Origin of the sequence: Methanocorpusculum vombati, from assembly GCF_026891935.1 — an archaeon.
In the GTDB taxonomy this organism is placed as follows: Archaea; Halobacteriota; Methanomicrobia; order Methanomicrobiales; family Methanocorpusculaceae; genus Methanocorpusculum; species Methanocorpusculum vombati.
The window spans coordinates 147,404-160,354 of the sequence record NZ_JAPTGC010000001.1 but is presented as its reverse complement, the minus strand read 5'-3'; the positions used below and the strand labels follow the sequence as shown (position 1 = coordinate 160,354).

Below are 12,951 nucleotides of genomic sequence, written 5' to 3'. Positions count from 1 at the left end.
GCCCACGGAATACACTAAATACACGAAAACATCACGGAACAAACGTGAACATCACGGAAATGTTCCAGATATCATGAGTAAGAGTAGGGTACTTCCTCTTCTCCAACTGAAGATGCCACTCCATTACGGATACATCTCCTGATATCAACACCGGGGTAGTGGTTGAAGTTTATCAAAAAGCCCAAGTCAAAATTTGTTATTTTCAAATAATTTCTGATTTGTGCAAGATGTTCATTAGTAATATCCTCAACTGATTTGAGTTCAAGGATTATTTTCCCATAGCACACGATGTCTGCCCGAAACCTACCAACGGGAATATTTTTGTACTGGATCGGCAATTCTTTCTGCGACTCAAACGGAATTTCGCGGAGGTTCAACTCATGTTCGAGAGCGTTTTGATAGACTGACTCCAAAAATCCCGGCCCAAGAGATTTGTACACTTCGAATATTGCCCCACGAATACGATAGGTTTCATTTTCAAAAAGTATACTCATGTACTTATAAGAATAGAGGGGGTGAACAAAAATACTATTGGTGATGATTTCCGTGATGTTCACGTTTGCTCCGTGATGTTTTCGTGTATTCAGCGTTTTCTGTGGGATCCAACTGAGAGGCAGCTTCAAAAGAAATCCGAAAGATCCATCTGCTGCTTCTCTTCCTGCCCAAACGTTGACCAGATATTCATCTCCGTCACCGCAATACGCTGGTTCGTGTACTCCGACAGCTTATAATGCTCGGCCATGTACTTGGAAATCTCCAGATACTTCGTCACGTTTCCCTTGTGCATCGTCGCCTTCAGAACCGCACCGCACTTCGTACACTTCCCCGAGATCGGAATCCTGCGGAAACTCGTCTTGCACCGCGGACAGCGGAACGACTGCTTCGAAAACGAACGAAGATTACCGATCATATCCGGCATTAAATGACTATTGATGATCCTTTCCGCAAGATCATCCGTCTCCACTGCACGGATGCGGTCCGCAAGCGCAAGCTCCGCCTTGATCTTATCTGTCGTTCCTTTCAGAATCGGATTCGTGTACATCGTATCCAGCGGACCCTCCGAAATATCGCGGGTATCATGCGTAAAGGAAAAACCCTCGAACTGCCCCGGCGTCCCGACCCGGCTCTCCACATGATCCACCACCTTCTCCAGATTCTTCGGCGGCGTATACGTAAGACACGCCTCATACACCTCAAGCGGATAGTGATCCATCACATCCACGTTCAGCGTCTCCTTATCCACCTCCTTCGGGTTCAGCGTCGTCGTCAGAACAAGCGGCGCATCCATCGTACCGCCGCGGGTACTCGGCAGGAAGGAACGCGAAAAGTTCACCAGACCATCCATTAAAAGCATCACGCAGTCCTCATCCCCATCGCAGTTCCGCCGCTTCGCCGCATGATAGAACGGGTGGGCATATCCTGCCTTCGCCTTCGTAAACCCGATCAGCCGGGCAAGAACGCCCGCACTCGTATGCGGGGCAAGACCAAGAATCAGCTGGCCCACCAGATCCTCCGGCACCTCCGCATGATAAAACGCCGGAAGACCATACAGCCTCTCAAGAAGCTGATCCAGGTACTTTGCCACCCGCACCAGATACTCCCCGCAGTCCTCGGACACCAGAATATCCTGCGGATTCAGCTCCACCACCTGATCCGGAGACACAAGCTCCTCGCCGTGCATATCCTGCGTGTATCCGATCTCCCGGAGCTTCTCCACGGAAACCGCAATCTCCGCTGGTCGGAAATGCGTCAGCGGCAGATCGATCATATCATAGCGCACCGTTCCGTCACGAAACACATACACCTCGTTTGCCGCACGAAGAATTCCTTTCTCCAGCGGCTCGACCACCCGTTCCCGGGAGATAAGACCGCGGACGCCTTTCAGTTCGGGAATGGCGCTCGCCGGAATACCGGTAACCGCAAGCGCCGCATCATACTCCTGCCGGAGACTCAGCACACTATCCTTCTGGCAGACAACCGGAGCGCCGCACCGCGGACACAACTCCTCTCCCGGCTGGGCAAGAGTATTACACCGCGGACAGCGGTACACCGCCTCGGTATGGGCACCGCACTCCGGGCACCGGCTCTTGTAGGTCACCGCACCGCAGGACGGACATTTCCGCTCACCGGTCTCCACATGAATCATACCCTCCACCTGACCGGTTGTCACCGCAGTCCCCGAAAACACATCCCCCGACAGATTCGCATTGCAGACCTTCGCCGCATTGTCAATCGAACGCTTCATACCCCCGGACTCCCCGATGGGGAAGAGAACATGTACCGGCGGCTTCATTTTGCGGGGAGCCGATTTGCCGGGACGTCCCATCCTGCCGCCGACCCGGGTACCCGCCTTCGACCGCATCCGAATACCCGAAAGATGTTCGGCCATCACCAGACCGTTCGTGAATGGAGGCAGGGTATTCCAGGTTGCATTCTTCTGAAGATCATACGAAAGGCCGAGACCCGCAATCAGTGCGAGCGGTGTTTTGATCACATAGTTCCCGTCCTCTACCGTGTGCGGGACGAGCAGCTCCTCAAGAACCGCCTTCACCTCAGGATCAACCGGAATGTACAAAACACCGTCCCGGACGGAACCGGTCTCTGCAACTTTGTCGGAGAGAAGACGGATCTGATCCTCCGTGCAGTCATCCCAGAACCACGTGTAGTCGGGATGCAGATACGCACCCTCCGCCACAAAGGAGATGGCTTCCGCTTCACTCTCCGGATGACGGGGGCCGCCTTCCAGCCTCCACCATTCCTCGCAGTAGCTCGGCGGAGCAAGCACGTGATTATTTTCTAGGAACTCGCCGTATGAGATCAGAATCTCGCCGACATCAAGGATGTACTCGATCTCCTTTGCATCAACATACCTGTTCGCCTCCGCAAGCGTATCGATGCGCCTGACCTCGCCTGAGGTCAGGCGGACCGTCGGTCCCTCAATCGTATCACAGGGCACAACACCGCACGCTTTACCGGGGCGTTCCACCTTCATCTGCGTACCGACCGCGAGATAATCATCCAGCACGTGAAGCGTTGCCGGATTGAACCCGCAGGTCGCAAGACCCGTATTCCGCCCGCGGCCCAGCCGCAGGCGGAAACCCCCCTTTCGCATCGGATACGAAAACGGCGGGCGGCCTGCAAGCATATCCCGCATGTACTTGTCTTTCGGATGAATGCCCGGTTCTTCCTCTTCCGACGACGTCGATGCCGCTCCCGAGATCAGCGTCTCCAGCCACTCCCATCCATCGAGATGCATCTTCGCCACATTCTTCTGAATCTTCGGCGCCTTGAGGCCGATGCCTTCCGCAATCACAAGACACATACCGCCCCGGACAACATTTGTCTCCACCCGCTCAAGATTCCGGTATCCGGAGATCTCCTCCTTCTCCGTCGGCTCGCCGTCGATGCAGACCGGACAGTTGCGGATAATGAGCCGGATATCATCATCTTTGGGGAGATACTGCATACTCTGAATGCCGTTGTACTGCTTCAGCTCCTCCACATACCGCTCGATCTCCTCCTCGCGGGGTTTGTAGCGGTCAAGATTTAAGAGACGGCGGACATAATCGCCGACAAGAACAGACAGTGCCTGAGCCGTTCCGCCCGCGGAACGGATAGGCCCTGCATAGTAGATCACCAGATACTCTGATCCGTCATCATTTTTCTTGATGCCGACCTTGCCGATTCCCTCCGTCGGTGCGGCGACCACACCTTCGGTCAGAAGTGCCATCGACGCACGAATCGCGTGATCCAGAATCTCCTCGCGGGTTGTCTCTCCGAACTCGCGGGACACAAACGCGTCACCAATCTTAAGCGACGCCTCCTCACGGCTCATCCGCTCCTCAAGCTCACGGATACGATCGGCAACTCCTTTGTAGTTCAGCAGTGCCTCAACCCTTCCTGCAAGATCACTTGCAATCGGGATCTCCACTTCAGTTCGCGGATCAAAACCCTTTGCCTTTGCAGCCTGTGCAATCCCCATCGCCCGATCAAGCTCACTGATCAGATGATCCAGATACGCACGATACCGGGGAGAGGTTGCAAGTTCAGCCATTATTGGTAGTCAAAGATATTGAGCTTCGTCAGCGTCAGTTCAGCACAAAGCTTCACCTGCGGATCATCGCCCAGAGCCGCCTCAATCAGCGCCGGAACCGCCTTGGCCTCAAGCCGCTCCAGAGCGGCTGAGGCCATACCGCGGGCTGTCGGATTGGATGACGAAAAAAGCGAGATAAGCGGAGGAACCGAGATCTCGCCAAATGACGCAAGAACCGCACCGAAGTACTTCTGTACATCCATATTCTTTTCCATCTCCGCATACTCAAGGAGAAGCGGAGTGATCTCCGGACCCATCTTCACCAGCGACCTTCCAAGGTACCAGCGGGTATCAAGAGTCCCGGACCGGAGTTCCGCGATCACAACCGGCACAATCTGTCCGGGATTGGTCCGTCCTGCTGCGGCGATTTTTTCAACTGCGGCGTGACGAACGTCAAGATCTGCATCTGAAAGAGCAGTCAGCGCATCGGTAATATCTGTCATTTTCTTATCCTCTGTCCACCTGTTTTGCGGCATCATCACGGTTCATCTTCGGAGGGGTTGCAGTCTCAGGGTAGGCAAACTCATCCTCAGGCCCCTGATCCGCCGCACTGATCGTGTCCTTTCCCTCCCAGATAACCAGCTGGTCAAACGGAATATCAATATCCGCCGCACGAAGAGCTTTGAAAATCTTCCAGAGAAGATCTTTTCTGGCATCCCACCAGTACCCGGAAGGCGACCAGATACGGACAACCAGATTCACCCCGTGCGCACCAAGCTCGTCCACATACACATCAGGAGACGGTGACTTCAGTGCATACGGATGCTTATCAATAACTCCCCTGATGACCTCAATGGCTTTTGCTGCATCATCCGAGTACCGGATGGAGACCAGATACTCAAATCTCCGGGCAACATGAGCAACATAGTTGGTGATGTCGGAGGTGAACATAGTTTCGTTCGGCACACGGACATAGATTCCCTCATAGGTCCGAAGAGTAGTGGACATCAGACCGATGTCTTCCACATACCCCTGGGTTCCGTTGATTTTGATGTTGTCACTGATGCTCACCGGCCGCTCAAACATAATGAGAAGACCTGCCACAAAGTTTGAGAGCGTGTTCTGACTCGCAAAACCAACGGCAACCGCAACAATTCCTCCGGCAACCATAAGACCGCTGAAGTCGATGTGCAGCAGCGGACTCATCACCAAAAATCCGATGAAGTAGATCACCCAGCGAACGAGTTTCTGCATGAAGATGATGTTGTTCTTCTCGATCTTGCCGGTGAACATCCGGTTTATGATCCCGCTGAAGATTTTTGCAACGATCAGCGTACCGATCAGAATGATGACGGCACCAATAATGTCGCCATACGTGATACCATTGATGAGGACAGTATCGAAAAATCCGCTGCCGCCGTCATCGGAACCGCTCAGACTGCCGAAGATGCTGTCAGAGATCGCAGAAAGATTCACGTCCGCCATGTTCAGGTCAACCCCGCGTCCATGATAAAGGTGCTGTCAATAAGGGATCCCGAGGCATTGGAGAATGAGGTGGAACGCCGCGGCTCGTACATCCGCAGGGACCGGGTCATGCCTTCGTGAAGAGGGCGGGCAACGCCGGTAACCGCAGCAGTACCTCCGGAGGTGATCACCATCTCGGCCGCCATGGAAACAAAATGATCGTCAAAGTACACCTGCATTCCTTTTTCGTGAATAACCGTACGCGATACGTTTACCCAGTCATCGGTGGTGTTTTCGATCTGCAGACGGAGCACGCCTTCCAGATAGTTTCTGACACGCGGAGGGTACGAGGAGACACCGGATTTGTGCCACCGGGTAATAACCCCGCGGTTCGCACTGCCGTACAGGGAGTACTTCGGGGTTTTGAACGAGACAACGTCAAGAATACTGGTGACCCCGGAGGCCTGGATAAAGACGCCGATCTCGATTGGGAAGGTAAGGAAGAGGATGCTCGTGCCACGCGGTTCGATCATGACCTCGTCAAACCGGATCTCAAGATAATCGGTGACAGCTTCGGGAAGATACAGGGGTTCGACGGGATGCAGGAGCATACGTCCTTCCCTGACACTGACGTTGGCATCCCGTTTCCATTTGCCGAGTTCCCGGTGATAGTGGTACATGTCCAGCTTCTGTTCAATGGAGATGCTGAGACGGGAAAAATTGACCGCATAATCAAAGGAGAACGTCCCGTAGTTGAAAAACGGTATATCCTCCTCTGTTTCACCAGTGTTCTCGGGAACTGGAAGGGAAACAGGAATTTTGTCCCGGACGGTACGGGAACGGGGTATTCGTATGCGTGCTATGATTTGCCCTCCGGTTATTGGTGATCAGGTAGGCGGGAAAACTATAATGCAGTTTCGTATTGGACAAGAAAGAAAAAAGTGGGGAGATGATCAGGTTGATCCGCCGAGCGGAACATCATCAGCCGCAGAGGGATCGGCATCGGATGTCTCCGGCGGTTTGACGGACTCAACGGCTTTGGCAATCTCTGTGGGGTCGGGAAGATCACCTAAGATGCTTTCATCGAGATCGATCTGCGGGGTATCGTCGGTGTCAACCAGATCCTCGGCACCGAGGAATTTCGCACCCTGTTTGATGAGACTGGAGACCTCAAACGGAAAGATGATCTTGGTTGCCTGGCCGTCGGCCATCTTCTGCAGGGCGTTCAGCGACAGGACGGTGATTGCCCGTTTATCCAGCGGACGGGATCCGAGCGCCACAATCCGCAGGCCCTGGGCTTCTCCCTGTGCCTGAAGGATTTTGCTCTGACGTTCTCCTTCGGCACGGAGAATCTTACTCTGACGCTCACCTTCAGACTCAAGGATCATACTCTGACGCAGACCTTCGGCCTTGAGAATCGCGGCACGTTTTTCTCCGTCCGCACGAAGAATTGCCGCACGCCGTTCACGTTCGGCTGCGGTCTGTTCGGTCATGGCCTGCTTGACGGCGCCTATCGGATTGACCTCTTTGATCTCGACACGTTCAATTTTGACACCCCACTGATCGGTTTCCTTGTCGAGAATGTCACGCAGACGGCGGTTGATCATGTCGCGGTTGTAGAGAACTTCATCCAGTTCCATGTCGCCGATAATACCGCGAAGACTGGTCTGTGCGAGGGCCACGGTTGCCTGACGGTAGTTGGAAACTTCGAAGTAGGCGCGTTCGGGGTCCATGACCCGGACGTAGATGATGGCGTCCACATCGGTCGGCGAGTTGTCTTTGGTGATGACCTCCTGCGAAGGAACATCGATGACCTGGGTTCTGAGATCAAGTTTAATAACGGTTGTGATGAACGGTACGACCCATTTGAAACCGGGGTTCATCTGGCCGACGTAGGTTCCAAGGCGTATGGCGAGACCTTTCTGATACGGCTGGATGATCACCACGCCTTTTGCAAAGATGTAGAGAATGATAATTATCAGTACGATGGATATGAGAGTGAATGCGTCCATTTAGCGGACCTCCTCAACGGTCAGGTGAACGCCGGATGTGGCGGTCACCTGTATTTTTGTTCCGGGCACAAGTACTGTGCCCGTGCTTTTTGCGCTCCAGATAACACCGGAGATGTCAACCTTGCCGGAGATGGTATCGGGGACTACCGCAACCGTCACGACACCGGTTTTTCCGACAATGGTGTCCTGACCGGTGGTCACCGGCGTCTGGTCGGGAGATATTCTCCGGTAGATGAGAACGCTCACCACAGCCGCAGCGATTGCGGCGAGGACAGCGATACCAACGCCGACGGGAGAGGCAAAAATGTCAACACCGGCAAGAACCATGAGTCCGAGAACGATCATGGCAGTTCCGGGAACGGCCATGAAAAATCCCGGTGTTGTTGCTTCGATAACAAGGAAAGCCGCTCCGGCGACGATGAGAATCCACGGGAACACCGCAGGATCCAAGAGTGTTTCAAGCATGATATAATGTAGTAATAGCGGGGGATAGGCAATAAAGAATAGGTTCGGGAGATGTGATTAACCTGAAAGAAGGTACAACAACCACTCGGCAGAGAAAGATGATTATTTCCAGCATCCAATATCTTTCACCCAATACATCTCTCAGGAACCCCTTATGAATCACGGACACGTTCTACAGTACTTTGCAGAGATCACCACAATTCCCCATCCCTCCGGGCACGAGGAAAAGATGCGGGAATATCTTCTTTCCTTTGCAGAGAGTCACGGCCTTTTCGCAAAAGAGGATGCCGCGGGAAACGTCTGCATCCGAAAGCCGGCCGCAGCAGGCTTTGAACGTTCAGCCGCAGTTGTCCTGCAGGCACACATGGACATGGTCTGCGAAAAGGATCCAGCCAAGGCGATCAACTTTCAGACCGATCCGATCGAGACCGTAACCGAAGGGGACTGGATGCATGCATGCGGAACAACGCTTGGTGCAGACAACGGCATCGGCATCGCCCTTGCACTTGATGTGCTTGCCGCAGATATTCCTGCAGGACCAATCGAGTGCGTGTTCACCGTGGAAGAGGAGACCGGACTTACCGGTGCAGAAGCCATTGCCTCTGATTTCTTCACGGGAACGATGCTGATCAATCTTGACAGTGAAGAAGAGGGAAGCATCTGTACCGGATGCGCGGGGGGCGTGGAAACGTTTGCCGCGATCGTTCGGGAACCTCGTGCAGCACCGATGAACAATGTGTACTACCGGTTCGACGTCGACGGACTGACCGGCGGACACTCCGGGACAGACATTCACCGGGGACGGGCAAACGCGATAAAAATTCTTGCTTCGTTTCTGCACCGGCTGCCGGACGCCGCCGTTTGTGAACTCTCCGGCGGCAATCTGATAAATGCGATCCCCCGCCATGCAGCCGCGGTGTTTGGTGTGCCTCCGGAACGGACCGCAGAGGTTGAGAGAATGTTTGCACAGTTTGAGGAGGAGATGACGGATGCATGGAACAGTACCGATCCGGGCATCTCGCTTGCCCTCCTGCCGGAGTCGCCGCGGGAAGAGATGATCCCTTCCGCCGCAGAGATCATCGGTGCTCTTGAGGCATGTCCGAACGGTGTTCTTGCCATAAGCAGAACCATTCCGGGTCTGGTACAGACCTCAACAAATCTCTCCTCGATCAGAATGCAGGGCCGTTCCCTGATCATCGCAACCTTTCAGCGGAGTGTGGTGGAGGCAGAGAAACACGAGGCATCAAAGATGGTTGCAGAGGTGTTTCAGAAATGCGGTGCGGAAATTACCACCAAAAGCGAGTACCCCGGCTGGACACCCAACCCTTCGTCCCCGCTGCTGCAAACTGCCGTCGCCGTCTATGAAAATCTCTTCGGCAAAGAGCCTGCGATCACGGCAACACACGGGGGACTGGAGTGCGGACTGTTCCGCAGGAATTACCCCGCGCTTGACATCATCTCTATCGGGCCGAACATTCTCGGCGCCCACTCACCCAGAGAACGGCTGCAGATCTCCTCGGTTGAGAACGTCCGGCTGTTCCTCGCAGAGCTGCTCAGAGAGATAGGGACGGCGGCATGAAGGATACTGCCGCCTCCCCACTCGATATTTTTCAGCTGCATCTGGGAGATTTGGATCATGCATTTCTTCTCTCCGTTTCAGTGAAGCTGTCCGGAATCATTGATGAGAAACGCCTCCGGCAGGCGGCAGACCGGGCGGCTGCCGAGATGCCTATCCTTGTCAGCCGTTACGCAGGAGCTCTGCGAAACGGACGATTCGTACACGGGGAAGAATCAATTCCGATCACGATCACCACGGAACATCCCGACCGCGTAATGACTGCGCTCTCGTCGTATGCCGGGCCGCTGTTCCGGATAACGATCTGCCGGAACACGACTGACACGATTGTGTTTTCTGCGGCGCATCTCTTAACCGATGCACGCGGGGTTCTGTCGGTTGCCGCACGCATCGCAGAACTGTTCCGGGACCCGGCACCGAAAATGTTCAAGGAACATGACCGGACGCTGTCGCCGGCGTTCAGAAATTTTTCCGCGGAAAAACTTCAGGAACTTTTTTCACGGGAACACGATCGGTTTCCGGCAGCACTTGCCGACAAAAAATATTTTACAACGGGATCGGATCCAGAGGCGGAGCTGACGATCGTACGGGAACAGCTTTCCCCGGAAACACTTGCAGAGATGAAAACATTTGCAAAATCCCATGGGGCAACGATTCATGATCTCCTGACCGCCGCATACGGAACAGCCCTCCGGGACTGGCTGGCGGCACAGGGAGTTTTGCTTGACGTTGTTCCGCTCTGTTCGACCGCCGATCTCCGCCGGTACTTTCCAGAGGAAGAGCGAGGTTCTCCGATGAACTATACCGTCGCCTACTGGTCGCCTGTCCACTGCGGCAGAACGACTGCGGAGACACTGACAGCCGCGGCAAAAATGTCGCAGGATATCAAGCAGCATGCAATAGGGATCGGTGCAGCCCGGCCGTTTGCCGAATCGGCTCTGCGTGATGACGATATCGGAACGTTTGCCGGAGTACCGTTCCTCACAAATCCGGGGGTCATTCCTTCGGATACGATACAGTTCGGTGACGACATCTCTGTTGAGGAGTTGGAGTTTCAGGGCGTGATCGCCGGAGGCAGTGCTTTCACCGCGGGCGCGTGGACGTACAACAACGTGCTGCATCTGAGTAGTTGTGCGGGAGCTGATGCGGATACCGCAGCGTATATTCTCAGACGTACCGCAGAAATTCTTTTCAGGCTGTAAAAAAGAAAAAATATTGCCGGTGGATTACTCCACCAGTTTTTCCTCGTCAGGCTTCCAGGTCGGAACTCTTTTTCCGAGAACGAACAGAACGCCGACAAGAATTGCCATCGTAATCAGGAGCGTGAGCCACACATTCATGCCGAAACCGACAATGATGTAGCCGATGACAACAACCGCTGCAATCGTTAAGGCATACCACAACTGCGTGTCCACGTGGTCTATCAGACTGCACCCTGCTCCCATAGATGAGAGAATGGTGGTATCCGAGATAGGGGAACAGTGGTCTCCGAAGATTGCACCGGTTAACACACCGGACGAGCAGACGACAATGTAGGAGTAGATGGAGGCATCCGGCGTACCGGTCGAGAAACCTGCAATTGCTGCGGCGAGCGGAATAACGAGCGGCAGAAGAATTGCCATTGTTCCGTATGCGGTTCCCGTTGCAAACGAGATGATACCGGCAATGATAAAGATGAGAGCCGGAACAATCCACATCGGCAGGGACTCGGACAGGGCACCGACGAGGTAGTGTGCAGTTCCCAGATCGCCGATGATCGAACCAATCGACCAGGCAAGAATCAGAATGATACACACATACAGCATCGATTTCATACCGTGCGCCCAGGTCTCAATACCGGTCTTTAAGGTAAAGATCTTCTGGGCAAAGCCCATCACGATGGAAACAATACAGGCGAGAAGTGCTGCCTGGAACAGTACAATACTTGCATCCGAGGAGCTGTAAGCCTCACGCACCGAGTCAAAGAATCCGAGCTGGGTGAACTCCTCCGCAGAAATTAAACCGTTGCCGGCCATGATTGCTTCTGCACCGTTGGTGAAGAACAAAATCAGTGCAGAGACGATCAGAACACCAACCGGAATGATAGCATTCCAGATGTTTGCCGGAGCTTTTTTGGAAGTTGCGACAACTGCGTGATCCTCTTTGCAGATGTCCTGATCCTCGGCAGGAACTGCATCGTCGTCCTTTTCCACCTCGGAACCCGGACGGACTGTCGCGCCCGTTCTGCGTGCACGCAGTTCCGCGGTAAGCATCGGGCCGTACTCGCGGAGGAGCATTGCAGAAGCAAACACGAAGAAGAGCGCAAGGATGTTGTAGAAACGGTAAGGAATCGTGTCGATGAAGATACTGTATGCGGAAACGCCGGTGATGCCGGCAATTGCAAGACCTTCATTGATGTTCACCAGTTCGGTTCCAATCCAGGTCGAGATAACAAAAATACCTGCGATCGGTGCTGCAGTTGAGTCTACAATGTAGGCGAGACGCTCGCGGGAAATGCGGAACTTGTCACAGACAGGCCGCATAATGGGACCGACGATCAGTGCGTTTGCATAGTCATCGAAGAAGATGACAAAACCCATGATCCATGTTGCAAGCTGTGCGGTACGCGGACCTTTTGCATGCCGTGCCACCGTTTCCGCGACGGCACGCATGCCTCCCATGCGGGTGATGAGCGCAATCAGTGCACCAATCACGAGCACCTGCATAATGATACCTGCGTTCCAGCGGTCCGCAAGGGTGCCGATGAAGTACTCGGTGGAGCCGAAGAATGCTCCGCCAATGGCACCCAGAATGTCGCCGCCAAGAAGGGCAAGCATCCATGCACCGGAGAGTACGCCAAGGAACAGCGAGAGAATGACATTTCTTGTGAGGAATGCCAGAAGCAGTGCGAGAATCGGAGGTATCAGCGTCCAGATTCCAAGAATCTGAGCATACTCTGCTGCAGACCCTCCCTCGGGAGCGGCGCCGATAAGACCGGTTGCAAGCGGTATTGCAAAGGCGACGATCACCACAATCAGGGCGATGATATCAACCATCTTTGATTTTTCCATAAGAACACACCTCAGGGTAAAAGTACCTGAATGAGAAAGATATTAAACGGCACTATATTTATGGGCTTTGACTCAGTGATATCCACCGGACAAAGTTCCGGTACTATTCCAACGGAGGAAAAACAGATAAAAATTAGCAATTCTACGGTTTTTGCCAATAACACAAAGCCATGGGCGGTTCGCTTTCCGGTGTTCCGTTACTTCAGCAAATCCGGCAGAATGCTGAAACGGCAGCATGACCCCCTGTTCATGATACGAACCATAACTTTTCCGCAAAAACCATCCGGTTTGCGGGTATTTTGGGAAAATATTTGAGACTGCACAGTAAATCCGAATCTGTTCAATGCAGTC

General features: G+C 53.8%; 11 protein-coding genes. 3 read left to right on the top strand and 8 right to left on the bottom strand.

Annotated features, from left to right (window positions below; all coding sequences use genetic code 11):
• Positions 1 to 71: 71 nt before the first annotated feature.
• The 7 genes from O0S09_RS00790 to O0S09_RS00760 all read right to left on the bottom strand — a co-directional run bounded on the left by O0S09_RS00790 (position 72) and on the right by O0S09_RS00760 (position 7,974).
• On the bottom strand, positions 72 to 557 hold the full coding sequence (locus O0S09_RS00790; RefSeq protein ID WP_268921977.1) for a GxxExxY protein: 486 nt from the start codon (positions 555 to 557) through the stop codon (positions 72 to 74).
• A 62-nt stretch (positions 558 to 619) separates the two neighbouring features.
• The gene (locus O0S09_RS00785) at positions 620 to 4,054 is read right to left on the bottom strand and encodes a DNA polymerase II large subunit (RefSeq protein ID WP_268921976.1); all 3,435 of its coding nucleotides are present in this window, start codon (positions 4,052 to 4,054) and stop codon (positions 620 to 622) included.
• Positions 4,054 to 4,536, bottom strand: a complete 483-nt coding sequence (locus O0S09_RS00780; protein ID WP_268921975.1) for a HEAT repeat domain-containing protein — start codon at positions 4,534 to 4,536, stop codon at positions 4,054 to 4,056. Before O0S09_RS00780 ends, O0S09_RS00785 begins: the two co-directional genes overlap by 1 nt.
• Positions 4,537 to 4,540: 4 nt before the next feature.
• A complete protein-coding gene (locus O0S09_RS00775) occupies positions 4,541 to 5,518 on the bottom strand; it encodes a mechanosensitive ion channel family protein (RefSeq protein ID WP_268921974.1) in 978 nt (325 codons plus the stop codon).
• Positions 5,519 to 5,520: 2 nt separating this feature from the next.
• Positions 5,521 to 6,177 carry a DUF432 domain-containing protein gene (locus O0S09_RS00770; RefSeq protein WP_268921972.1) on the bottom strand — a complete coding sequence of 219 codons (657 nt, stop codon included), beginning with the start codon at positions 6,175 to 6,177 and terminating at the stop codon, positions 5,521 to 5,523.
• 273 nt (positions 6,178 to 6,450) lie between these two features.
• The gene (locus O0S09_RS00765) at positions 6,451 to 7,509 is read right to left on the bottom strand and encodes an SPFH domain-containing protein (RefSeq protein WP_268921971.1); all 1,059 of its coding nucleotides are present in this window, start codon (positions 7,507 to 7,509) and stop codon (positions 6,451 to 6,453) included.
• Complete coding sequence (locus tag O0S09_RS00760) at positions 7,510 to 7,974, bottom strand: NfeD family protein (RefSeq protein ID WP_268921970.1); 465 nt, start codon at positions 7,972 to 7,974, stop codon at positions 7,510 to 7,512.
• Positions 7,975 to 8,128: 154 nt separating this feature from the next.
• Here O0S09_RS00760 and pepD point away from each other — a divergent pair, with 154 nt between their 5' ends.
• Positions 8,129 to 9,553 carry a beta-Ala-His dipeptidase gene (gene pepD / locus O0S09_RS00755; protein WP_268921969.1) on the top strand — a complete coding sequence of 475 codons (1,425 nt, stop codon included), beginning with the start codon at positions 8,129 to 8,131 and terminating at the stop codon, positions 9,551 to 9,553.
• Positions 9,550 to 10,752 (top strand): hypothetical protein, encoded by a 1,203-nt coding sequence (locus O0S09_RS00750; protein WP_268921968.1) that lies wholly within the window; start codon positions 9,550 to 9,552, stop codon positions 10,750 to 10,752. Before pepD ends, O0S09_RS00750 begins: the two co-directional genes overlap by 4 nt.
• Positions 10,753 to 10,776: 24 nt before the next feature.
• Here O0S09_RS00750 and O0S09_RS00745 read toward each other — a convergent pair whose 3' ends face one another.
• Positions 10,777 to 12,600: a Na+/H+ antiporter NhaC family protein gene (locus tag O0S09_RS00745; RefSeq protein WP_268921967.1), complete on the bottom strand. Its 1,824-nt coding sequence runs from the start codon at positions 12,598 to 12,600 to the stop codon at positions 10,777 to 10,779.
• A gap of 60 nt (positions 12,601 to 12,660) precedes the next feature.
• On the opposite strand from O0S09_RS00745, the gene O0S09_RS00740 reads away from it, so the two are divergent.
• Entirely contained in the window at positions 12,661 to 12,915 is a 255-nt protein-coding gene (locus O0S09_RS00740; RefSeq protein WP_268921966.1) for a hypothetical protein, read from the top strand.
• Positions 12,916 to 12,951 lie beyond the last annotated feature (36 nt).